20 protein-coding genes are annotated in these 23,753 nt (G+C 61.0%); 9 read left to right on the top strand and 11 right to left on the bottom strand.

Annotated elements, in window-relative coordinates:
• Positions 1 to 18: 18 nt before the first annotated feature.
• The 6 genes from M2360_RS13995 to M2360_RS13970 all read right to left on the bottom strand — a co-directional run bounded on the left by M2360_RS13995 (position 19) and on the right by M2360_RS13970 (position 7,902).
• Entirely contained in the window at positions 19 to 933 is a 915-nt protein-coding gene (locus M2360_RS13995) for a DMT family transporter (RefSeq protein WP_280775805.1), read from the bottom strand.
• Between the two features lie 61 nt (positions 934 to 994).
• The gene (locus tag M2360_RS13990; protein ID WP_280775804.1) at positions 995 to 3,031 is read right to left on the bottom strand and encodes an NADH:flavin oxidoreductase; all 2,037 of its coding nucleotides are present in this window, start codon (positions 3,029 to 3,031) and stop codon (positions 995 to 997) included.
• Positions 3,032 to 3,185: 154 nt separating this feature from the next.
• Positions 3,186 to 4,163: a PDR/VanB family oxidoreductase gene (locus tag M2360_RS13985; RefSeq protein WP_280775803.1), complete on the bottom strand. Its 978-nt coding sequence runs from the start codon at positions 4,161 to 4,163 to the stop codon at positions 3,186 to 3,188.
• A gap of 36 nt (positions 4,164 to 4,199) precedes the next feature.
• Positions 4,200 to 4,943: a GntR family transcriptional regulator gene (locus M2360_RS13980; protein ID WP_280775802.1), complete on the bottom strand. Its 744-nt coding sequence runs from the start codon at positions 4,941 to 4,943 to the stop codon at positions 4,200 to 4,202.
• Positions 4,944 to 4,946: 3 nt separating this feature from the next.
• The gene (locus M2360_RS13975; RefSeq protein ID WP_280775801.1) at positions 4,947 to 6,005 is read right to left on the bottom strand and encodes an aromatic ring-hydroxylating dioxygenase subunit alpha; all 1,059 of its coding nucleotides are present in this window, start codon (positions 6,003 to 6,005) and stop codon (positions 4,947 to 4,949) included.
• 118 nt (positions 6,006 to 6,123) lie between these two features.
• Positions 6,124 to 7,902, bottom strand: a complete 1,779-nt coding sequence (locus tag M2360_RS13970; protein WP_280775800.1) for a sigma-54-dependent Fis family transcriptional regulator — start codon at positions 7,900 to 7,902, stop codon at positions 6,124 to 6,126.
• On the opposite strand from M2360_RS13970, the gene M2360_RS13965 reads away from it, so the two are divergent.
• The 4 genes from M2360_RS13965 to M2360_RS13950 all read left to right on the top strand — a co-directional run bounded on the left by M2360_RS13965 (position 7,901) and on the right by M2360_RS13950 (position 11,348).
• Complete coding sequence (locus M2360_RS13965; protein ID WP_280775799.1) at positions 7,901 to 8,230, top strand: hypothetical protein; 330 nt, start codon at positions 7,901 to 7,903, stop codon at positions 8,228 to 8,230. The genes M2360_RS13970 and M2360_RS13965 overlap by 2 nt on opposite strands.
• Positions 8,227 to 9,699, top strand: coding sequence for a benzaldehyde dehydrogenase (locus tag M2360_RS13960; protein WP_280775798.1), 1,473 nt, complete (start codon positions 8,227 to 8,229; stop codon positions 9,697 to 9,699). The genes M2360_RS13965 and M2360_RS13960 overlap by 4 nt, the downstream gene beginning before the upstream one ends.
• An 81-nt stretch (positions 9,700 to 9,780) precedes the next feature.
• Positions 9,781 to 10,548, top strand: coding sequence for a coniferyl-alcohol dehydrogenase (locus M2360_RS13955; protein WP_280775797.1), 768 nt, complete (start codon positions 9,781 to 9,783; stop codon positions 10,546 to 10,548).
• Between the two features lie 149 nt (positions 10,549 to 10,697).
• On the top strand, positions 10,698 to 11,348 hold the full coding sequence (locus M2360_RS13950; RefSeq protein WP_280775795.1) for a TetR/AcrR family transcriptional regulator: 651 nt from the start codon (positions 10,698 to 10,700) through the stop codon (positions 11,346 to 11,348).
• Between the two features lie 28 nt (positions 11,349 to 11,376).
• Here M2360_RS13950 and M2360_RS13945 read toward each other — a convergent pair whose 3' ends face one another.
• Together M2360_RS13945 and M2360_RS13940 are read right to left on the bottom strand one after the other, a co-directional pair.
• A complete protein-coding gene (locus M2360_RS13945; protein ID WP_280775794.1) occupies positions 11,377 to 11,865 on the bottom strand; it encodes a MarR family transcriptional regulator in 489 nt (162 codons plus the stop codon).
• Between the two features lie 83 nt (positions 11,866 to 11,948).
• Positions 11,949 to 13,520: an NAD(P)/FAD-dependent oxidoreductase gene (locus tag M2360_RS13940; protein ID WP_280775792.1), complete on the bottom strand. Its 1,572-nt coding sequence runs from the start codon at positions 13,518 to 13,520 to the stop codon at positions 11,949 to 11,951.
• A 287-nt stretch (positions 13,521 to 13,807) separates the two neighbouring features.
• Between M2360_RS13940 and M2360_RS13935 the strand changes: the two genes are divergently transcribed.
• From M2360_RS13935 to M2360_RS13925, 3 genes are read left to right on the top strand one after another with little or no spacing between them, the layout of a single operon-like run.
• Positions 13,808 to 14,593: a cyclase family protein gene (locus tag M2360_RS13935; RefSeq protein ID WP_280775790.1), complete on the top strand. Its 786-nt coding sequence runs from the start codon at positions 13,808 to 13,810 to the stop codon at positions 14,591 to 14,593.
• 60 nt (positions 14,594 to 14,653) lie between these two features.
• Positions 14,654 to 16,243, top strand: a complete 1,590-nt coding sequence (locus M2360_RS13930; protein ID WP_280775789.1) for an NAD(P)/FAD-dependent oxidoreductase — start codon at positions 14,654 to 14,656, stop codon at positions 16,241 to 16,243.
• A gap of 13 nt (positions 16,244 to 16,256) precedes the next feature.
• On the top strand, positions 16,257 to 16,763 hold the full coding sequence (locus M2360_RS13925) for a MarR family transcriptional regulator (RefSeq protein WP_280775788.1): 507 nt from the start codon (positions 16,257 to 16,259) through the stop codon (positions 16,761 to 16,763).
• Between the two features lie 74 nt (positions 16,764 to 16,837).
• Here the strand turns inward: M2360_RS13925 and M2360_RS13920 are convergent, their stop codons facing one another.
• The 3 genes from M2360_RS13920 to M2360_RS13910 all read right to left on the bottom strand — a co-directional run bounded on the left by M2360_RS13920 (position 16,838) and on the right by M2360_RS13910 (position 21,807).
• Entirely contained in the window at positions 16,838 to 17,770 is a 933-nt protein-coding gene (locus M2360_RS13920) for a dihydrodipicolinate synthase family protein (RefSeq protein ID WP_280775787.1), read from the bottom strand.
• Between the two features lie 313 nt (positions 17,771 to 18,083).
• A complete protein-coding gene (locus M2360_RS13915; protein ID WP_280775786.1) occupies positions 18,084 to 19,643 on the bottom strand; it encodes an indolepyruvate oxidoreductase subunit beta family protein in 1,560 nt (519 codons plus the stop codon).
• A gap of 10 nt (positions 19,644 to 19,653) precedes the next feature.
• Complete coding sequence (locus M2360_RS13910) at positions 19,654 to 21,807, bottom strand: indolepyruvate ferredoxin oxidoreductase subunit alpha (RefSeq protein ID WP_280775785.1); 2,154 nt, start codon at positions 21,805 to 21,807, stop codon at positions 19,654 to 19,656.
• 53 nt (positions 21,808 to 21,860) lie between these two features.
• Here M2360_RS13910 and M2360_RS13905 point away from each other — a divergent pair, with 53 nt between their 5' ends.
• On the top strand, positions 21,861 to 22,142 hold the full coding sequence (locus M2360_RS13905) for a hypothetical protein (RefSeq protein ID WP_280775784.1): 282 nt from the start codon (positions 21,861 to 21,863) through the stop codon (positions 22,140 to 22,142).
• A complete protein-coding gene (locus M2360_RS13900; RefSeq protein WP_280775783.1) occupies positions 22,135 to 23,670 on the top strand; it encodes an ABC transporter substrate-binding protein in 1,536 nt (511 codons plus the stop codon). Before M2360_RS13905 ends, M2360_RS13900 begins: the two co-directional genes overlap by 8 nt.
• Positions 23,671 to 23,753 lie beyond the last annotated feature (83 nt).

The following is a 23,753-nucleotide window of genomic DNA, read 5'->3' as shown; positions in this document are numbered from 1 at the left end:
CCCATCTCTTTATGACGCTCAGTTTCGGGCGACGATGACGATGCCAACCAGCGAGACGACCAGACCCGCCACCATCATCCAGGACATCGGTTCGCCGAACATCGCCCAGGCCCAGATCATCGTCACCGGCGGGCTGGCGTAGAGGACCGCGGTGACCCGCGCCGGCGAGGACTTCTTCAAGGCGACATAATAGAGCGTCCAGGCGCCAAACGTCGCCACCACCACCAACCACAATACGCCGCCGATGAATTCCATCGCCATTACCGGCGCAACTCCGCCATCGCGATAGGCGAAAATCGAAAAGACGGCCGCCGCGGCCAGGCACTGGATGCAGAGACTTTGATACACTGGCATGTCCCGCGATCGGAACCGGCGCTGGAGCAGAGTCGAGGCGGCAAGAGCCAGTGTTCCGATCACCGGCAAAAAATAAGCCCATGGCTGGACCGAGCCGAGCGACAGGGTTTCCACGGAGGCGAGCACAACCCCGGCCATGCCCAGGAATGTGCCGAACCATTGCTTGCCATTCAACGCCTGTCCGAGAAGCGGCCAGGAAAGGACGGCCACCGCCAGCGGCAGCATGTCGGTGATCAGCGCAACGAGGGCCGTCGGAACGCCGAGCCCGATCGCCAGGCCGAAACCCGCGAGATAGCCGGCCATCGCAAAGCCGCCGATGCCAGCCTGCTCCAACGCGTCGCGAAAGCGGATCTTCGGGCCGAACAGCAGAGCTATCGGCAGGAGCACCAGGCCGGAGACCAGACTACGCCACATGAGGATGAGAAAGATCGGCGCATGATCGCTGGCGAAACGCGTTCCAACAAAACCTGCGCTCCAGGAAAGGAGCATGGCGATCTCAAGCCCGATCAGACCATAGGCCGCAACCGAACTCTTCGGTGAAGCAGGAGTGTCGCCATTGCGCGGTCGAAAGTCTGTCATGGATGGGTCAGACACCGATCCACCGTCAGCCTCGAGCCCGCATGCGACACCCCCTCGCCCATCAAATATTTTTCACCAGTCGCAGGGCGTCATAGATGGCGGCATGGGTGTTGCGCGCCGATACCGCGTCGCCAATCCTAAACAGTTGAAAGCGACCATCGGGATTGCGGGCGACAGTCTGCGGCAGTCCTTCGATCAGATCGTCATAGGCCACCTCGCCGCCATTCACCGACAGGGGCTTGAGCTCAAAATAGAGATCGTCGAGCGGAATCGTACCATTGTTGACCACGACCTGATCGACAAGACGCGTCTTGGAGACGCCGCCATAATCGCTGCCGACATGGGCGGCGAGGCCATTGCCCTCGCGCTCGACCGATTCCACACGATAAGTCACCGTGAACGTCACGTCCTTGTTCTGCAACGAGCGCATATAGGGCACGAGATTCATGGCCATCACCTCCGGCGAGAAAGACCGGTCAGGCGTCATGATCTCGACCTTGGCGCCGGAATTGGCAAGGATTTCCGCCGCCTGCAACGCTGCGTGATCGCCGGCGTCGTCGAAGACGAGCACATTCGTGCCGGGCTTGACATCGCCGGAGATGATATCCCAGGAGGACACGACGAGATCGTTGCCCTCCGCGAGCACGTCAGTGTGCGGCAAGCCGCCGGTGGCGACGATGACGACATCGGGATTTTCAGACAGAATTGTCTCCGCATCCGCCCAGATATTGTAGCGGATGGTGACGCCGAGTTTCTCGCATTGCGCCAGACGCCAGGCGATAATGCTCATCATCTCCCGGCGCCGCGGGCTCTGCGCTGTCAGGCGGATCTGTCCGCCCGCCTCGTTGGCGGCTTCCAGCACCACGACCTCATGGCCGCGTTCGCCAGCCACGCGGGCGGCTTCGAGACCGGCGGGGCCCGCGCCGACGATCACCAGCTTGCGCTTCGCCTCCGCCTTGGGGATGGCGTGCGGCATGGTGAGTTCCCGTCCGGTCGCGGCATTGTGGATGCAATAGGCTGCTCCGCCCTGATAGATGCGGTCGAGACAGTAATTGGCGCCGACGCAGGGGCGGATATCCTCCTCCCGCTTTTCCATGATCTTCCGGACGATATGCGGGTCGGTCATATGGGCGCGGGTCATGCCGACCATATCGACCTTGCCGGCGGCGATGGCGTGGCGGGCGGTCGCTACATCCGGGATCTTGGCGGCGTGGAAGGTCGGGAAATTCGTGGCGGCGCGAATTTCGCCTGCAAAATCCAGATGCGGCGAATTGGCCATGCCTTGGATCGGAATGAGATCGGTCAAGCCGGGATCGGTGTCGATATGGCCGCGCACCACGTTGAGATAATCAATCAGGCCGCTATCGCGCAAGCGTCGGGAAATTTCCAGGCCTTCGGCCTTGCCCGTCCCACCCTTCAGCTGTTCGTCGGCGGTGTAGCGGACACCGAGAATGAATTTTTCGCCGACCCGTTTTCGAATGGCGGCAAACACGTCCAGACAGAACTTCATCCGATTTTCGAGCGACCCGCCATAGGGGCTATCCAATTCGTTGGTGATCGGGGATGCGAACTGGTCGATCAGATGGCCATAGGCTTCCAGCTCGACGCCATCCATGCCGCCTGCCTGCATGCGCTCGGCCGCATCGGCGAAATCCTTGATGATCCGCTCGATATCCCAATCCTCGATCTTCTTCGGATAAGCGCGGTGTGCCGGCTCACGCAGATGCGACGGCGCCACGACCGGCAGCCAGTCTCCCTTGTCCCAGCGCGTTCGACGACCGAGATGAGTGAGCTGAATCATGATTGCGGAGCCCGCCTCGTGAACCGCGTCCGTCATCTCCCGCACCCAGGGCACGATCTCGTCCTTATAGGCGAGGAGATTGTTGAAAACCGGCGGGCTGTCCTTCGACACGGCCGCCGATCCCGCCGTCATCGTCAGCGCCACGCCGCCGCGGGCGCGCTCCACCGTATAGGCGCGGTAACGCTCCTTCGGCATGCCGTCCTCGGGATAAGCTGGCTCGTGCGAGGTCACAATAATCCGGTTTCTCAGCGTGAGATGCTTGAGCTGGTAGGGTTGAAGCAGGGGATCGTTGGACATGGCGCGGCTCCATTTTCGCTATCGCCGCAATCTAGACAGAAATGTACACCCGAGTCAATTATAGTGACATAGGTGTACATTCAGGGCGAAACTAACCTTTCCGACAGCGGAAAGCCGACCTACCCGGCCCAGGATCAACCGCATTTATCCAGAGCTATATGGCTCCGGGCCTGTAGCCGGTGCCAATGGTGATGGAGCCACCCGCCGCACGGGACACACAGGCGCACATTTTCGCGCCCTCATGCCGCTCCTCCTGGGAAAAGAAAACATCGCGGTGATCGACGGCGGAGGAACAGTCGAGGACATCGACTGCGCAAAGGCCGCATTCTCCTCGCCGACAGTCATAAATCATGGAAATGCCCGCCTCCGTCAACGCATCGAGCATGGTTTGGTCGGCGCGCACCTCGATCGTCCTGTCGTAAGCGGCAACGTTCACAGAAAAAGCTTGCTCGGCGAACCGTCCGCTATCGCCGAATACTTCGAAGCGCAGCCTGCTCATCGAGCGTCCGCTTGCCCGCCAGAGATTGCGCGCCGCCTCCAACAAGCCGTGCGGGCCGCAGATATAGGCTTCGCCATCGGCGGGGAGCGCCGCAAATTCGGCGGCGAGATCGAAATTGCGCCCATCGTCCTGGATGAAAGTTTCAAGCCGATCCCCAAGCAAGCCTTGAAGTTCATCCACAAACGCCATTTGCGAACGGCTCTTTGCGCCATAGATCAACCGAACTGACTGATTGCGCGCGCAAAGCGCCTTCGCCATGCCGTAAATTGGCGTGATGCCGATGCCGCCGGCGATCAACAGGTAGCGGGACGCGCGCCAGGACAGTTCGAACCTGTTCTCCGGCTCGGTCACCTCGACCGCATCTCCGTCGGCAAGCGACCAGATATAGGCCGAGCCGCCACGGCTGTTCGGATGAAGCTTCACGGCGATTTTGAGGTGGCCCGGCGCGCTTGGCAGAACGGTGTAGGTCCGGATCGCGATTTGTCCTCGGATCACGACCTTGACATTGGTGTGCGAGCCCGGATCGAAGACCGAGCGCAGCCCGTCGACCGCAAACGTCACGGCCCGCACATCCTCCGCCGGGTTTTCAATAGCGATGACGCGCGCGGGGCGCCATTCCAGTTTGGAACGCATGGATTTCCTCCCTTAATCTGATTGGCAGCCTTCGTTTCAGCCCGCCATCAAAGCGAGCGCCGCCACTTTTCGGCGCAATTCCGGCTGCTCCTCCAACACGAAATCGAGATTTTGCCGCGCCAGACGGGCATGCTCGCGGGCCAGGGCCTCGGCGCGCCCACCCTCGCGCAAACGGATGGCCGAAACGATCGCTCGGTGTTGCGCTTGGGCGACCACAAGCGTTCGATTGAAGGCCGGCGCATCGACGTCGGTGTTCACGAACGCGTTGGGGCTGGCGAATGGCAGACTGGTCATCCGCTCGATTTCCCGCTGGAGCACATCACTGCCGGCCAGCCGCCACAGCAGGCGATGAAACTCGCCATTCAGCGCTTCATACCGCTCGAAATCCATCGACTGCGGCTCGCTCTGCATCACGATATCAAGCTGATCCACGATGGCGCTGATCCTGACGATCGCCTGCGGGGCAGCCCCGCGCTCGGCCGCCAGGCGCGCGGCTGTTCCTTCAAGTACGCCGCGCAACTCGATCGCATCGATGACATCCTGGCGGCTGAAAGACCGTACCGCATAACCGCCGGAGGGGATGAGCGTGATCAACCCCTCCTGCTCCATGCGCTGAAGCGCCGCGCGCAGTGGCGTGCGTGAGACATTCAGCCGCTCGGCCAGCGCGACCTCCGACAGTCGCTCGCCGGGTTCCACCTGACCGGTCAACACCAGATCGCGCAGCCCGATGAGCGCCTTCGCCGTCTGTTGCTTCGGAGCCTGTTCCCGATAGTCAGACATGGCTTACTCCGCCGCAACGACGCGCGGCGAGAAGGCAGGGCTTTCCCGGTCGATCATCCGATCGATCAACTTTCTCGCCCACATCGAACCCGCGTCGATGTTGAGATTGTAGAACTGATGATCGGGATTGGCGTCGATAGCCGCCTGTTGCGCTTCGAGCACCGCTTCGTCTTCGCGAAAAACGCCCGCGACACCTTCGCGCAATTCATGCGTTCGCGCCTGATTGCCGAGATCGTAATTGCGGGCGAAAGCCCAGAAATACAGACAGGTCTTGTCGGTGGAGGGCGTGATGGTGTTGAGCACATAACCGTTCACGCCCTTGGACCGGTCGCCCTGCTTGGCTCCCGTTCCCGTTTCGGCGACGCCGACATCGATGGTGACGGTGCAGGGCGCCTCGAAACGGATGATCTGCCAGCGATCGACCTTACCGGGCCGTCCATACTGTTTGCGCCAGAAGGGCGGCGGATCAATATCTTCCATCCAGCGGGTGATATAGGCGAAGCGATCAGAATGGCTGGCCTCGAACGGCGCTTCGGCCACGGCGCGATTGCCGATCGACGAGCCATGCACGAAGGTCTCATGCGTGAGATCCATCAGATTGTCGACCACAAGCCGGTAGTCGCATTTCACCTCGATCAGTTTGCCGTCAGCGGCCCAAGCCGGATCTTTGTTCCAATGCATATCGGGAATGAGCGCCGGATCCGCCAAAGCCGGATCGCCGGGCCAGATCCAGATGAAGCGGTGCTTCTCGGCGATCGGATAGGATTTCACGCATGCGGACGGATTGATGGTGTCCTGGGACGGCATGTAGACACAACGGCCAGTGTCGTCGAATTCCAGGCCATGATATCCGCAGATGACATTGTCGCCTTCCAGCCGGCCAAGCGACAAAGGCACGAGGCGGTGCCAACAGGCATCCGCAAGCGCCACCGGCGAGCCATCCTCCTTGCGATATAGCACCACCGGCTTGTTGCAGATCGTGCGCGGCAGCAAGGCGCGCTTCAACTCGACATCATAGGCCGCAGCATACCATGCATTCAGCGGGAATGTGGGTTTGGACATGACAGATCCTCCTCTATCGCCCACAGCAAACCGCAATGTATACAAACTGTCAAGAACAATGCGAATATTGTCCTATTTTCGCGACTCTACGACGAGTTCATCATTTTATGTATACAGCCTATATCAAGCCATGTTTCCTGAGGCGGTATTCAAGCTTGGCGCGCGACAGCCCCAGCAAACGCGCCGCGCCGGAGATGTTGCCGGCAGCCTGCTCGAGAGCACGGCGATAGAGTGCCGCCTCGGCGCCTGCGAGATCCCCCGCCGTGCGCAGAGAGCCGGTCGACAGGGAGACTTGCTCGCCCGAAGCCTCAGGCGCAATCGACAGGCGGCCATCGGGCGTCAGTGACGGCTGGAAGGACTGGACGCTTTCGCCTGCAGTGAACAAATGCGGCATATCGATCCAGCCGCCCTGATCGGCGAAAATGACGCCGCGTTCGATCAAGTTCTGCAATTCCCGGATATTGCCCGGAAAACTGTAACCCAGCAGCGAGTCCATGGCCCGGCGGGTCAGGCCGACGACATCGCGCCGATGCAGATCACAAAACCGCCTGAGAAAATGATCGACCAGAAGAGGGATATCATCTCGCCTCTCACGAAGCGGCGGGATCGAGATTGGAAACACGCAGAGCCGGTAATAGAGGTCCTGACGAAACCGCCCGGCCCGCACCTCTTCGGCAAGGTCGACATTGGACGCCGCGATGACCCGGACATCCACGGGAACAGTCTTGGAGCCGCCCACCCGCTCGATCGTCCGCTCCTGGAGCGCCCGCAGCAACTTTCCCTGCGCGGCATAAGCCAGTGAGGCGATCTCATCGAGAAACAACGTGCCGCCATTGGCGCGCTCGAAATATCCGGGACGCGAGGCGGACGCGCCGGTGAATGCGCCCTTCTCCACGCCGAACAATTCGGATTCGACAAGGGTATCGGGGATTGCCGCACAATTGAGGGCCACGAAAGCTCCATCCGCCCGTCGGCTCAGCCGATGCAGTTGCTGCGAAAAAAGCTCCTTGCCGACCCCGGATTCACCCACCAGAAGCACGGTGGCCTCGGTGTCGGCGACTTTCTCGACCATCAATCTGGCGCGCAAAAAGCTAGCCGACACGCCAACCACGGCGTCTCCGCCTGCGGTTGCGGCCTCACGCGGAGCATCAGAACGGCTGGCGGCGCGCGACGCGCTGCGTCGGCCACTGGCTCGTCGGGGCCATTCAAGACCCAGATAGGCGCGCTCGGGCGCGGCGTCGCCCCACTCCTCGGCGTTCTGACCCACCACATAGCAGCGTTCGGCCCCCATGGCGCTGCATTCGATCTCGCGGAAAATGACCGGCCGGCCGAACAGCGTGCTGGTATAGCCGCTGGGATAACCCGTCTGCATCCAGCAGACCGGCTCGCTCGCCAGACCATGATGAGCCAGATGCTCGGCGGCCTCAGAGGAATCATGCCAGTAGAATTCCCCGAAATAGCGCCCCTTTTGGCTGTCGAATTCGAACTGTTTCGTCACGACCTTGACGAAGCCCTCAAGCGTATGGACGCGCGGCCCCGCCGCCAGCGCATGGGTGAGATCCTTGTTCGGGAACCGCTTCTGAATCAGCTCCGCATCGCGCACGCCCTGCATATAGCCAACCCGCATGAAGATGCCCTTGGCGACTTCGATGCCAAAGGCGTCGATGATTTCCTGCCGGAGCCGTCCAAGCACCTGGCTTTGCATCAGCACCATGCGCTGGTCATTCAGCCAGATTCGACCGTCGCCAAGCGCAAACCGCAATGCCTCGCTCAGTTCCGCCAATGTCGGAGATGCGCCGGTATCGAGTTCGCGAAACGCGCCCTTCGACAGACCGCCGCCCGCTGCCCGCGCGACGTCAGCCAAAGTCACCAGATGCGGAAGATCTCTGATCGGCATGACATTTTCCTCAAATAGACAATTTTTCTTCAGTTATTCATCATTTGATGAATCGCGCAATGGAGCGACCGAGATTATTCAGAAACCTCGACAATTGAGAAAACGCTATTTTTCCAAAGCCGTGGCCGAGGAATTCGGGAACTTCTCCAAACGCCGCCGAAATTGGCACGATGCTTGCGACATACAAAACAAGTCGCTTGAGGAGGCGACATGGAGGACTGCACGGATAAAGCTCGACCGGCGAGAGGCAAATAATAGCCATTTCCACGACGGCGAAGCCATGCCTGCAACCTTCTCAACCTTTGGGGCAGGAGGCCCAGGACAATGAACATTCACACCACCAACTTCATCGACACTGCCCGCTGGACCGGACGCGCCTATATTTCGGGCTGGCGCGAAAGCACGGATGGCGCGCTGGCAGTCAACGATCCGGCCAACGGCAATCTCATTGCCTCCGTGGGTCACTGTGGCGCGGCAGATGTGGCGCAAGCCGCCGAACTGGCGCGTGCGGCGCAGAAGGCTTGGGCCAAGACGCTGCCGGCCGAACGCGCCAAGATAATGAACCGCGCCGCCGATCTCCTCGAACAGAACGGCGCGGAACTCGCAACCTGGATCATGCAGGAAACCGGCTCGATTCACGCCAAGGCGATGATCGAGATCGAACACGGGGCCCTGTTCATCCGTCACGCCGCGTCACTGGCCATGCAGCCGACCGGCATGTTCCTGCCGGGTATGGACGATCGCACGAATTATGCGCGGCGCGTGCCGCATGGCGTGGTCGGCGTCATCTCGCCGTTCAATTTTCCGCTCGTTTTGTCCGTCCGCTCCATTGCCGCCGCCATCGCGCTGGGCAATACGGTCGTTCACAAGCCCGATCCGCGCACGCCGATCTCGGGCGGGGTCATCATCGCCCGCATCTTCGAGGAAGCAGGCCTGCCGGACGGCGTGTTGCATATCCTGCCAGGCGGCGCTGAAGCCGGCGAAGCAATCTGCAGCGACCCCAACATCGCCATGGTGTCGTTCACCGGATCGGCGCGCGGCGGCGCCAAAGTCGGCGAAGTCTGCGGCCGCAACCTCAAGCGCGTCCAGCTCGAACTCGGCGGCAAGAATGCTCTCATCATTCTCGACGACGCCGATCTGGACATCGCCGCCTCGAACGCCGCCTGGGGCGCCTTCCTGCATCAGGGCCAGATCTGCATGGCCACCGGCCTGATCCTGGCTGATGAGAAGATCGAAACAGCTCTCACGGAACGTCTCGTCGTCAAGGCGCAGCATTTGCCCGTAGGCGATCCTTCGACCAACCGGGTCGCGCTCGGCCCGATCATTTCGGATGGACAGGTCAAGGCGATCCAAGCGATCGTCGACGACGCCGTCGCCAAAGGCGCCCGCCTTCTCGCCGGAGGAACCCATGACGGTCGCTTCTACGCCGCGACCGTTCTGTCAGGCGTAAAGCCGGGAATGCAGGCTTTCGAAGAGGAAATCTTCGGTCCGGTCGCCTGCATCGCCTCCTTCAAGACCGATGACGAGGCGGTAGAACTCGCCAACCGGTCTGACTACGGCCTTGCCGCAGGCGTCATCTCGACCAATCTTGGCCGCGCCATGGCGCTCGGCGACCAGCTCAATGTTGGCCAGTTGCACATCAACGACCAGACGGTGAATGGCGGGCCTTACGCGCCCTTCGGCGGCCGTGGAAAATCGGGCAACGGCACACGAGTGGGCGGCCCTGCCGACATCGAGGAATTCACCCAGTGGCAATGGGTGTCGGTCAAGCAGCAAGCGACGCCCTACCCCTTCTGAGGCGATGATCCTTCACCCTTCTTCAGCCCTGTCCGCAGAAGCGGGCAGGCGCAGCACCCCATGACCATAGGAAAATCCATCATGAACCTCGCAGGAAAAACCATTGTCATCACCGGCGTCTCCTCAGGCATTGGCGGCGAAGTCGCCCGTCTGGCGCGTTTCAGCGGCGCCACCGTCATCGGCGTTGACCGCAACGACGCCATGCTGACGCTCGACGGCTTCATCAAGCTCGACCTCGGCTCGCCCGAGGCGATCGACGCGGCGCTTTCGCAGTTCCCGGCCAAAATCGACGCATTGGTGAATGCCGCAGGCGTGCCGGGCACGGCGGACAAGGACCTTGTGGCGCGCGTGAACTATCTCGGCCTCAGACACCTGACCGAAGCGTTGCTCGACCGCATGCCGAAAGGCGCCGCAATCGTCAATTTCGCCTCGATCCTCGGCGCGGAATGGCCAAAGCGGGTGGATATTCACAAGACTCTTGCATCGACAGACAGTTTTGCGGCGGGACATGCTTGGTTGGAGGCCAATCCCGTCCTGCAGGAAACCTGCTATCAGTATTTCAAGGAAGCCCTCATTGTCTGGACGATGGCGCGCGGCCATCAGCTTTTCCTGGAGCGCGATATCCGGATGAATTCAGTAGCCCCGGGTCCCGTCTTCACGCCGATCCTCGGCGACTTCGTCGCCATGCTCGGACAGGACCGCGTGCAGGAAGACGCCGGCAAGATGAAGCGCCCGGCGCTGGCCGATGAGATCGCGGGCCCCGTCCTGTTTCTATGCTCGGACGACGCCCGTTGGGTCGCTGGGATCAATCTGCCCATCGATGGCGGCCTAGCCGCAGCCTATGTCTGATTTTTCGTAGGATGCGGCGGCGCCCGCCGCCGCGTCCAATTCCGGATACGCCCATTTCTTCAGGTCTCACGCCGTTATCGATTTCTGAGCAGCAATGTCGAAATTTCAGTCAAGCCGTCGTAATGAAGATGGATTGCTGGGAATCATCCATGGAACAAACATCTCCCGAAAGCGGGTGGCGCGGATCGATAGACGGATGGCTGGAAGCCGCATATGAGGCGTTGCTCGAAGGCGGGGTCGATGCAGTGAAGATCCTGCCGCTCGCCAAACGCCTCAATCTTTCCCGCACCAGCTTCTACTGGTTCTTCAAAGATCGCGAGGAACTGCTGGCGGCGCTCGTCTCGCGCTGGCGCGACAAGAACACCGGCAATCTGGTGAAGCAGACGGACGCCTATTCAGAAACGATCGCCGAGGCCGTGTTGAACGTGTTCGATTGCTGGCTCGACACCACGTTGTTTGATTCACAATTCGAATTCGCCATGCGGAGCTGGTCGCTGCAATCGGAGGACATCCTGAGAGAAGTGCAATCGGCCGATCAGACACGATTGGATGCGCTCTGCCGGATGTTTCAGCAACACGGTTTCGACGCCGTCTCGGCTGACGTGCATGCGCGCACGCTCTATCTCGTGCAGATTGGCTACATATCCATGCAGACGCGTGAAGATCTGGAAACCAGATTTCTGCGGATACCGGAATATGTGACCATCTTCGGCGGCGTGACGCCCAGGCAATCGGAACTCGATCGCTTCTTTTCACGTCACCGACGACGGGAAGAGCAGTTGGCGACCAAAGAGGCGTGATGGGCGCTGCCTTCACATCGTAAAGAGCTCAGTCCGTGCCCGACAGATGGTTCCGAACGGAGGCCTGCAATTGATCAATGCTGTGGTTGAGTGTGGCGAAAACGTCTTTGTCGACATCCGCCATCATCTCGCCGAGCCAGGTTTCATGCACCCGCGCCATTTCCGCGAAGGTTTTCCGCCCCTGTTCGGTCAACCGCGCCACGGTCACGCGACGGTCGTCGCCCGGCGTTTCCCGCACCAGAAGCCCATCGGTTTCCAATCGCTCGACGAGACCAGTGATATTGCCGTTGGTCACCATGGTGCGCTTGGAGATCTCTCCGAGCCGCAGGCCTTCAGGCTCGCGATAGAGCTGCGCCAGAAGATCGAACTGCGGCAGGGTCGCGCCGAATTCAGCGCGCAGGCGGCGACGGATTTCCTGAGTCACGAGTTTGGTCGTCGACAGCATCCGCAGCCAGACCCGCAATTCCTGCTTTGCACTCTCCGCGGCTTCAATCCCGCTATCCTGGTCCGCCGTCACTAGCCTGTCCCTATGCCTCTCGCCTCTATCGATCCCGCTTCATGCCTCGAAATCGCGCGATATTCAATCTTCGGCGGCGAAACTCACGTCCCCGCCAGCATTGAGGCCAGCATGAAGCCCGAACCCGCGCCTGTGCCGGCGCCCGGCCAGGTGGAAGCGCCGCAGATATAAAGGTTCTTGACCGGCGTCTTGTAGCGCGAATAGCCAGCAACCGGTCGAAAAAGGAAGTTCTGATCAAGATGGTGGGAACCAGACAAATTGTCCCCGCCAATGAGATTGGGATTTTCCCGTTCGAGATCGACAGGCGAGAAGACGGATCGACCAAGAATCTTGGCCTTGATGCCCGGAGCGTAACGCTCCAGAAGAGAGATCACGCGGTCCGCATAGATCTCCTTGATGGCGTCCCAGTCTGTCCCGTTGATTTCCCCCGCCGCGTCGCCACGGATGTCAGCCGGCAACACGCGGACCTGAACCCAGAGCACATGCTTGCCATCAGGAGCGCGGGTGGGATCGATCGCGGTCGGCTGACCGACCACCAGCGCGGGTTCAACCGGCAAGAGACCATCGACAGCTTCCGCATAGACCCGCGACATCATTTCGAGATCTGGAGCCAGATGAACATAGGCGAAGCGCTTCAGCGCCTCCCCCGCAGCCCAATCCGGCAGGCCGTCGAGCGCCAAATGGATCATCATTGTTCCCGGACCGGCGCGAAACTTGGCGATCTTGCCATCGAACTCGGCGCGGGATGGTTCCGGTTTCAGAAGCTTGCCGAACACCAATTGCGGATGCGCATTGGCGATCACTGCCCTTTTAGCGTTGAGAACGCGCCCGTCAGCCAGCCGTACGCCGGTCGCTGCACCCGCAGCGGTCTCCACCGACGCCACCGGCGCCCCCAAAATAATCTCACCGCCCTTGGCCTTCAGAAGACCTGACATCGCCTTGATGATCGTATCGGCGCCGCCCTGGCCGATCACCATGCCGAAGGCCTGGTTGGCCATGCTTTCAAGATAAGGAAAGAGCGCCCCACCCGCGACATCCGGCGAAAAGTCGAGATGCAGCCCCCAAGCCGCCATCATCGCCTTGACCTTGGGATTTTCAAAGCGGGCGTCAAGGAAATCGCGCGGCGACGACAGGAGCAGCTTGACCGTCTCGTAGAGCCAGGCGGTTCCCCGCGCGCGCCAGGCCTTCCAGGCCACTTTCGCTGCGGCGAAGGACGGCATCGGCGACCCGAGCAGGCCAAAAATATGCGGCGCGTCCGCCCCGAATTCCGCAAACATCGCACGCCAGGCGGCGGCGTCGCGTTCCGAAAAGCCGGCGATCCGCCCAGCCGTCGCGTCGAGATCGGTACTGACGCCCAACCAGGTTCCGTCGCGAAACACGCTGGCGAAACAATCGCTAGCAGGAGCAAAGCCGAGACCATGGGCGAAAAGCGCGTCCTTATTCTTGTTGAAGAAAGCGGAGCCCGCGAACATCGACAGGTTCATGGCGCAGAGATCGTGCCGGAAGCCAGGAAGCGTGACTTCGCGCGTTTTCACCGCGCCGCCGGCCTCATCCTTCGCCTCGACGACAGCGACTTTCCAGCCGCGCGAAGCCAGTTCCACGGCGGCCGCCAGACCATTATGGCCAGCGCCGATGACGACGGCGTCGTAGTTCATTGTCTCGTTCCCCGTTTTTGTCGATAGCCTCATATGCATACATCTTGAAGACGACGCGGCAAGCAAAAAATATTTGAAGCCTAAAGGTTTTAGTTCAAACCATGCAATCTTCCGTTTTACGAGCGTTTTCAGAGAGATGAACGACCGAGTTCGCATGAATGCAGGCTTGACGAAGAGCGTGGCCGATACTTGCAATTTCATATTTGCTGACTTAGCGTCGAGGTTATCGGGCAGCTGCGGCGCTTGAAACAGGCCGCAGCGAGACCCTGGCAAAGAGGGAACAGATCATGTCAGCCACCATTCTCGCCGATGTCGCGAAAGCGCTTCTTTCCGGTTCCGTTCAGGTCGTCGACCTGACCGCGCCGCTCGGTCCCAACACGCCGGTGCTCTATCTGCCGCCGCAGTTCGGCAAGAACACGCCGAGCGTCAAAGTGCATGAAATTTCGCAGTATGACGAGAACGGTCCCTTCTGGGCCTGGAACTGGCTGGAGCTCGGCGAGCATACCGGCACCCATTTCGACGCCCCCTCGCATTGGATCACCGGCAAGGATCTGCCGGGCAACACCACCGACACCATTCCGCCGCAGGCTTTCGTCGGCCCGGTCAATGTCATCGACCGCTCGAAGGAATCCGCTGAGAACCCTGATTATCTGCTGACGATCGACAGCATCAAGGCCTGGGAAGCCGAGCATGGCGAGATCGAAGCCAATAGCTGGGTGGTGATGCGCACCGACTGGTACAAGCGCAACGGCTCCACCGAAACCTTCCTGAACGCCGACGAGAACGGCCCGCATTCGCCGGGACCGACAGCCGAAGCGATCGAATATCTCGTCTCCAAAAACATCATGGGCTGGGGGCAGGAAACCATCGGCACCGACGCCGGCTCCGCAGGCGGTATGAACCCGCCCTTCCCCGCCCATAACCTCATGCACAAGGCCGGCCGTTACGGTCTCGCCAGCCTTTGCCACCTCGACCAGTTGCCGCCGAAGGGCGCGATCCTGATCGCCGCGCCGCTGAAATTCGTCAAGGGCACGGGGTCTCCGATCCGCGCCCTGGCCCTGGTCAGCAAATAAGGCATCAAGCCGGCGGAAATCCCGCCGGCTTTTTCTTCGGCACATAGCAGGACGGGCGCCATGAGCATCCATGACTATATCGTCGTCGGCAGCGGCATCAATGCGCTGATCGCAGCTGCGCTTCTCGGCAAGAAGGGCAAGAAGGTGCTCGTATTGGAGCGCAATGACCGCATCGGCGGTTGCCTGCGCACCGAAGAAATCACGGAACCCGGCTTCCGCCATGATGTCATGGCGACGACCATGGTGCTGTTCCTGACCTCGCCCGCCTATGGCGCGCTCGGCAAGGATCTCGAAGCGCGCGGGCTCGAATTCGCCCATGCGCCGCTGCCCACCGGCGTTCTGATGCCGGATGGCCGCCATGCCATCCTGTCGATGAACCGCAAGCGCAACGTCTCAGCCTTCGACGCCTTCGCCACTGGCGACGGACAGGCCTTTTCGCGCGAGATGGACAGGCTTGGCGCCGACGCGCCCTTCCTGTTTTCGCTGCTGGGCGGCTCGCTCTGGTCGGGCAGCGTGTTGAAAACCGTACTGAAGGAAGCCTGGCGGCGCGGACCGCGCGGTCTGGCGGCCTGGTTCGGCGAAGCCTTGGTCAGCGGCAGATCGCATCTTGAAACCACCTACCGCTCCGAGGAACTGCAGGCGCTGTTCGCGCCTTGGGTTCTGCATTGCGGCCTGAACCCCGAAAGCGCCTATTCCGGCGAAATGCTGAAGGTGATCGGCTTCGCCATCGAACTGGCCGGCTGCCCGATCGTCAAGGGCGGCGCCGACAATCTGCTGAAGGCGTTCGAAAGGTTGATCACGGACCAAGGCGGCGAGATCCACACACATGCCGATGTCGATGTCGTGACCGAAGACGCAAGCGGCCGCGCGAACGGCGTTCGTCTCGCCAGCGGCGAGATGCTTCAGGCCAAGAGCGGCGTGATCGCCTCGGTGACGCCGACCCAGCTTTACGACCGGCTGTTGAAGACGTCAGCGAAGCCGCGTCCCGCAGAAGTGGGCGAAGGGCTGAAGTCCTATCGCTACGGCAAGGGCAATATGCAGATCCATTATGCGCTGAAATCCCCGCCGCGCTGGAAGGCCGGCGGCGAACTCGGCCAGGTGGCGCTGCTGCATCTGACCCCGGGTCTCGACGGCGTGTCGCGCGCCGCCAATGAATGCGAGCGCGGTCTCCTGCCCGCCGTGCCGACCATCTGCGTCGGCCAACCCGCTGCGCTCGATCCGAGCCGCGCGCCCGAAGGCATGTCGATCCTGTGGCTGCAGCTCCCTGAGACGCCGCGCTACATCAAGGGCGACGCCGCCGCTGAACTGCCGATCCCCGCCGATGGCCGCTGGACTGAAGAGTTGCGCGAACGCTTCGCCGATCGCGTCGAACGCATTCTCGAAAGCCATATCGACGGCTGGTCCGAGAATGTGCTGGCCCGCCGCGCCTATGCGCCGAGCGATCTCGAAGTCATGAACATGAACCTCGTCGGCGGCGATCCCTATGGCGGCTTTTGCGGCGTCGATCAGTTTTTCCTCTGGCGCCCGTTCAAGTCCTCGGTTAACCACCGCACCCATGTTCCCGGGCTTTACCACATCGGCGCGTCAACGCATCCCGGGCCAGGCCTTGGCGGCGGCTCCGGCTTCCTTCTGGCCTCATCGCTGACATGAACAGGAAGATTGCATGACGGATCGATTTTCTGGCGCGGTGTTCAGGCCGGTCGAAGGGCCTGAGAACAAGCGCCCGACCATGGGAGAAATCGGGCTCAACAATTTCGCGCCCTATCTCATGAACAGGGTGATCGCGCGCTGGAACGCCAATCTGGCCGACGATCTCAAGGCGCTCGATATCACCACTGCGAAAATGCGGGCGCTGGCCATATTGTCGATCACGCCCTCGGTCACCATCAACGAATTGTCCGTTTTCGCCGTCACCGAACAGTCGACCATGAGCAGGACGCTGGATTCACTGGAAGAACAAGGCTTCATCCGCCGCCAGCCGCGCCCCGACGACATGCGCATCCGCGACGTGACGATCACGGAGGAAGGTCGCGCCGCCTTCGAAAAACTGTGGCCGACCATGTATGACGATTTCCTCAAGATGTTCGAGGGCATCGAGGAAGAGGAATACAAGGCCTTTATCGGCGTGTTGCACCGGATCCTGCGCAACATCCGGCAAAACGACATCTGATCAGCACTGTCTTTATGATACGCGAACGCCCCGCGCAGAACCGGCGCGGGGCGTTTTCAGCATAGCTTTATAAATCAGGCGTAGCGGGCCGCGTACCAGGCCTTGAACAGGGCGTACTGGTTTTCGAGATGACGCTGCTGCGAGGCGCTGAGAGCGTCGGTCTCGTTGAAATGCAGCGTGTATTCACTATCGCCGTTCAGCACCATCAGATGCTTGTAGTGCAGGACGAGATCCGGGCCCTCATCGTAGGTCGAAAGCACCGTCAACGCTTCTTCGAGTTCGAGCGCTTCGCGGCGGGCGGCGGCATCGCCCTTGGCGGCCTTTTCGCAGAGCGACACCAGATGCAGCACTTCCTTGGGCAGCGCATTGCCGATGCCGGTAATGGCGCCGCCGGCGCCGCAATTAACGAAGCCGTGATAGACGCCGGTGTCAACGCCGACCATCAGCGTCAGCGCGTCATCGCCCGAGGTGATGTTTTCGGCCGCATAGGTCATGTCCTTCTTGCCGCCGAATTCCTTAAAACCCACCAGATTGGAGAATTTCGAACGCAGGTCGAAGAACAGGTCTGCGCGGGTGGCGAAGCCATAATAGGGGCTATTATAGATGACCGCCGGCAGATCCTTTGCCGCCGAAAGAATAGCCGAGAAATGATCGCGCTGCGCTGAGACAGAGGCGCCGCGCGACAAAACGCGCGGGATGACCATCAGGCCCTTGGCTCCGACCTTGGCGGCATGCGCAGCATGGCTGACGGCGGACTTGGTGTTGATCGCGCCCGTGCCGACGATCACCGGCACGCCGGCTTCCACCAGACGGCTCACGCCTTCCTGGCGCTGTTCATCCGTCAGCAGCGGCCAGTCGCCCATCGAGCCGCAATAGACGACAGCCGACATTCCCGCGGCAATCAGCTCCTTGCCCTTGCGGACGAGCAGATCAAAATTCGGCGTCCGGTCCGGATTGCAAGGGGTCATCAGCGCGGGCATGCAGCCGCTGAATACATTCGCCGTCATTATGGTCTCCTGCGTTTTGGCGGCGTCGCCGCGATCAAAGTGATGAATCTGATATATCAGATGACGCCAAACCTGTCTATGCCTTTCGCGGAATGGCCTAGATTCCTCACTGAGACCTGTTTCTATTCCATATTATGATCATCGAATTGATATTTCAGGATTCCCGAAGTCACCTAATTTTAAAGCCCAGAAAACAAAAAGCCGGCCCTCCTTTTGCAAGGAAGACCGGCAGCGCCGGCGGAGCCGACGACGGGGAAACGATAGTTTTCAGGCGGCTTGAATCGGGAACCCGGTCCGGGGCGCAGCAGTCTCCTCAGAGACTCGCCACCGTCTTGAGCGCGCCATCCAGCGCGACGCCGCCTTCATCGAGTAGCGCCGCCTGCTTGAGACGCCGCAGCCAGTCGGCGCCATCTTCGCGGTTGCGCAGCATGGGAAGAGCGGAGAGAACGCGATCAAATTTCGACAGGCCGCGCGAATGGGTGTCGGAATATCCCTTCACCAAGCGACGCGTGGCGAGAACCTCCGTCGCGAGATCATAATTTACCGGCAGCAGATCCGTCGCCGCTTTCAGCCAGGCGTTCATATGCTCCAGTTCGCGGGAATGCCGTAGCGTGCCGCGACGGCGGGAGCGCAGCGCCGAGACCAGATAGAGTCCCAGGAACCAGAAGAGCGTCGCCGTCTTCACCCGGCGTCCCTTGTTGATCCGACGATCGAGGAAATTGAACAGGCCCGGCCGATTTTCGACCCACAGCCCCAGGCCCTTCGGCAGCGTGCCGCAGACTTCCTCCATGCGCGGATGCATATATTCCGTCATATAGACGATCTGATCATCCTTGGCCCCGACTTCCTTCCGCACGCGTTCGAACCGGGATTGACGCACCTTGAGATCCGCCACGCGGATGACATCGTCATAGGCCATGGCGACCGCGACATATTTCGCCGCTTGCTGGGAAAAGGCAAAGTCCTTGGCGGCACCGCCCTGCGCCCGGTCGAGCCCGAAGAGCGCCGCGACCCGGTCGAGATATTCAGCCGCATAGGCGGGATCCTGGAAATCCGTGAGCTTCTTGACGCCCGCATAGAGCATGGCGTGCAGCGTCTCCGGGAAATCCGCGCAGATGCGCGCCACGAGACGATCGAGTTCCGCATGACCAGCAGAGGCCGGCAGCGGATCGAGCCGCTTGACCGGTTTAGCGGATACGGGATCACGCGGCTTGTCCCGCGCCCGGTCGAAGGCAGCGGCGAAGGCTTTCAGCGAGGGCTCGATGCCCTTGCCGCCAGCGCGGATTACTGCTTCGAAGGCTTCGCGTGCGAATGGCAGAGCGCCCGAGCCGGCGAGCGCGCCGAACATCGAGGCGGAAATGACGCTGCCATTGCGGGTCGCAAGCGTCTCCATGTCGAAGGCGATGGTGCGGCGCGCGGCAAAGTCGGTCGCCTCGACCACGATTTCGGGATTGCCGATGCCATCGCCAGGCGTCTGTTTTTCAGCCACCGCAAAAGAGCGATGGGTGGAAGCGATCAGGGTGGTCTTTTCCGGCGTCACCAACCCGCGCAGCACGGAGCGCCCGGCCTCCATCAACTCGGCTGCGATGACGACATCGACATCCCCAGGCGTCGGCATCAGCGAGAAGATCGGCGCAAGCCCATCCCGCTCCGGCAGCATTTCGATGTAATAGATGGTCGCGCCGGTGCGCTGGGCGACGCCCGGCACCGAGGTGCTCTGCGCCATCCAGCCCTGCGCTTCGGCCATTCCGACAATCCAGTCGGCCAGGACGCCGCCGCCCTGTCCGCCCATGGCGACGACGGCGATGGCAAGCGGCTTGTCTGTCGCCAGACGGCCGGCGCGGGATGCATCGATAGAAACATGCTCGTTCATGATGCTCTCCTCAATCAGCGAAGCGAACGCGGCCGGCGGCGCGGCGGGCCTGCAGCAAGCCGATCACCTTGGCGCGGACAGACGCGGCAAAACGATCCCAGCCGGTCGGGTTGTGGATGATGTCGGCGCGATAGAAGGACGGACAGAGAACAGCCGCCTCCGACACTTCGCCGCAATTTCCGCAACCGACGCAATTGTTGTCGATCGCCGCCACCGGATCGTCCTTCAGTGGATCGTCGGTATGCTTGACCGACAGCGACGGACAGCCGGACAGACGAATGCAGGCGTGATCGCCGGTGCACACATCTTCGTCGACGCCAAAGCGCTCCTTGACCATGCGCTTGCCCTCTTTCACCGCCTTGGCGAACAGAGGCTTGATGCGGCGCTGCTTGTTGAGCATGCATTCCGACGAGGCGACGATGATCTTCGGCCCCTCTTCCTTGGTGGTCAGCGCCTCCTTCAGCGTGTCGCGCATCTTCGTGACGTCATAGGTGTGATCGATCTGGCGCACCCAGGTCGCGCCGACGCCCTTGACGGCGTCGACGATGGAATTCTTGGTCTTGCGGCGCGGATTGTCAGCGCGCGACGACAGAACATCCTGGCCGCCGGTGGCCGCCGAATAGAAATTGTCGACGACGAGAATGACGCCATCCTGCTTGTTGAACACCGCATTGCCGACCGAAGTCGCCAGGCCATTGTGCCAGAAGCCGCCATCGCCCATCACCGAGATCACGCGCTTGTCCGCCTTGACGTTGAAGGCGGAGGCGGCAGCCGGCGACAGCCCGTAGCCCATCGTGGTCGCGCCGATATTGAACGGCGGCAGAATGGAGAAGAGGTGACAGCCGATATCACCGGAGACGTGATGCTGGCCGAGATCTTGCTCCACCAGTTTCATCGCTGCGAAAATCGGTCGCTCGGGACAGCCGATGCAGAAGCCTGGAGGGCGCGGCGGCACCACTTCCGCCAACGCCTTGACGCGCGGATCGGCCAACACCGGGCCGGGATCGGGGATCGGCGGCTGATTGCCGAGCAGATTGCGCTGGTACATTTCGATGAAGGTCTTGAGACCCTTGACCAGCACTGGCGCGGTATATTCCCCGCCCATCGGCAGCACATCTTTTCCGGCGATACGGGTCTGGATATCGCGGCGGCGCAACAGCGTGTTGAGCGACTGCTCGATATATTCGGGCGCGCCCTCCTCCACCATCAGCACGGCCTTCTTGCCGACGCAGAAATCGACGATCTCTTCGTCAACCATCGGATAAGAGACGTTCATCACGTAAAGCGGCACCGAGGATTCGCCATAGACATCGGCAAGCCCGAGCTGCTGCAGCGCCCTGAGCACGCCGTTATAGAGCCCGCCCTGCAGGATGATGCCAATCTCGCCGTGATCAGGACCGAAATATTCGTTGAGCTTCCGCTCGCGGATGAAATTCACCGCCGCCGGCCAGCGCCGCTCCAGCTTTTCCTTCTCATGCACGAAGGATGCCGGCGGCAGCACGATGCGGCTGACATCACGCATCGGTTGCTCCAGCGCCTGGCGCAGCGTATAATCCGGGCGCTTGTTGTCCTTGGCGACAAACTGGCCATGCACGTGACAGCTGCGAATGCCGACCTGGAGCATCACGGGCGTATTGGACGCCTCGGACAGTTCAAAACCCTGTTCGACCATTGCGACGATAGAGGGCAGATTGGGGCGCGGCGTCAGCAGCCAGAGCTGCGACTTCATTGCAAAAGCATGACTGCGCTCCTGCATGATCGAGGAGCCTTCGCCATAGTCTTCGCCGATGATGATCATCGCCCCGCCGGTCACGCCGCCCGAGGACAGGTTGGACAGCGCGTCGGAGGCGACATTGGTGCCGGCGGTGGATTTCCATGTGACGGCGCCGCGCACCGGATACATCACCGAAGCCGACAGCATCGCCGCCGCCGCCGCTTCCGACGCCGAGGTTTCGAAATGGACGCCGAGATCATCCATCACGTCCTTGGCGTCCGCGAGCACATCCATCAGATGCGAGATCGGCGAGCCCTGATAGCCGCCGACATAGGAGACGCCGGACTGTAACAGCGCCTTGGTGATAGCGAGGATGCCCTCGCCGCGAAAGATGTCGCCTTCGCCCAGCTTGAGGTCTTCGACCTCGCGGGCAAACGATCGTTCAGCCATTGTCAGTTCCCCTAGCCTCGTTTCGAGGTCATCGATTAGATATATGCAAAATCATGTTTCTGATTGCAGGTGATTGTCAAGCGGGAAAAATCATCGATGCCAAGAGCCAATATCGCGGCGTCAGAGCACCCCGACGCTGCTTCGTTGCTCATATGCAAATGAATATAAATGACTTTTTCTTCCCAAGCGCAGCGAAAAAAGTCGACCTCAAAAAATCCGCTTGCCAAGCGTCGGAAATTAATTTTAAGATTAAAACATTCCGAGCAAATAATGCCTGCCGTCGGGTGGTTGGATCCGGCGGAACACTGGGGAACAACGGAGCCAATCATGACTGAACTGACACGTCGCCAGACTTTGGGTCTGGGCGCAGCCGCATTCCTGTCCAGCGTTCTGGCCGGCAAATTGCCCGTCCAGGCAGCCGAAGCCGGCACGCTGACCATCGCCTTCAACGTCAACCTGCCGTCCTTCGATCCGACGGTCGGCCCTTCCGCCGTCAATCCGACGATCCAGGCGATCTATCGCTCTGTGTTCGACCAATATGTCGGACAGGCGCCGGACCTGAAATTCCAGCCGGGTCTGCTGACCGCCTGGGGCTGGAACGACGACAAGACCAAACTCTGGATGGACGTCCGCGAAGGCGTCACCTGGCATGACGGCTCGCCGTTCACCGCCGAGGACATCGTCTGGTCCCTCGAACGCGCCGCCAATGAAAAGACCGGCAACCCGATCCAGTTCATCTGGTCCACCGCCGGCAACTACAAGATCGACGGCAACAAGATCACCGCAGATGTGCTGCGCTTCGAGCCGACCTTCTTCATGTGGATGGCCTTCCTGACCGGCTATGTGCTGCCGAAGGCCTATTATGAAAAGGTGGGCGCGGAAGGTTTCGAGAAGAAGCCTGTCGGCACTGGCCCCTATATGGTTGACGCCTATGAAGGCAACGCCTTCCTGCGTCTCAAGGCCAACCCGACCTATTGGGGCGGCAAGCCGGCTTTCGAGACGGTGATCTTCAAGTTCACGCCCGATAGCACCAGCCGCGTCGCCGAAATCGAATCCGGCTCTTCCGACATCACGCTGGAAATCCCCTATGAGGAGTTCGATCGTCTCAAGGCCAAGGAAGGGCTGGCCGGCGTCGCCACGCCGGTCTCCGACATCGGCATGATCTTCCTCAACAATATCGAGGTGATGAACGACAAGAACGTTCGTCTCGCCGCCCATCACGCCATCGACAAGGCGGCGATCGTCAAGCGGTTGTTGCGCGGCTATGGCGTGCCGATCGACACGTTGGAAGCGCCGGAATATTCGGCCTATGATCCGTCGATCAAAGTGCCGTATGACGTCGAACTCGCCAAGAAACTGCTGGCGGATTCAGGCTATTCGACCGACAAGCCGGTCAAGTTCAAGATCCAGAGCACCCGCGGGCTGAAGCCCAAGGATTATGAGATGGTGCAGGCCATCGTCGGCATGTGGCGCAAGGTCGGCATCGAAGCGGAAATCGAAGTCTACGAAATCGCCAAGCATTACGAGCTACGCGCCGCTGACCAGCTCGCCCCCGCCGCCTTCTACAATTGGGGCAATGCGATCGGCGACCCGACCACCTCGACGGGCTTTGCGATGTTCGGCCCCTCGCCGCATTCGGTCTGGAACACCGACGATCTCGACAGCATGATCGTGCCACTCTGGGGCGAAAAAGACGAAGCCAAGCGTATTGCAGGCTGGAAGGCGGTCGATAAATATATCGCCGAACAGGGCTATGTGATCCCACTGCTGCAATATGCCCAGCCCATCGTCTACAAGTCCACGCTGAAGGTCACGCCGAATGTCTCGGGCGCGCTCCAGCCGGTTCTGGTGTCAAAGGCCTGATTGAAGAGGTCCGGGCGGTTAATCCGCCCGGACCTTTTACCCGCTCTTTGGCTCTCGCGCGCGCCGCATGCCGGCCGCGCGCT

The sequence above is a fragment of the Rhizobium sp. SG_E_25_P2 genome (genome assembly GCF_029892285.1).
Taxonomy (GTDB): domain Bacteria; phylum Pseudomonadota; class Alphaproteobacteria; order Rhizobiales; family Rhizobiaceae; genus Rhizobium_E.
This window is presented reverse-complemented; position numbering and strand designations above follow the sequence as displayed.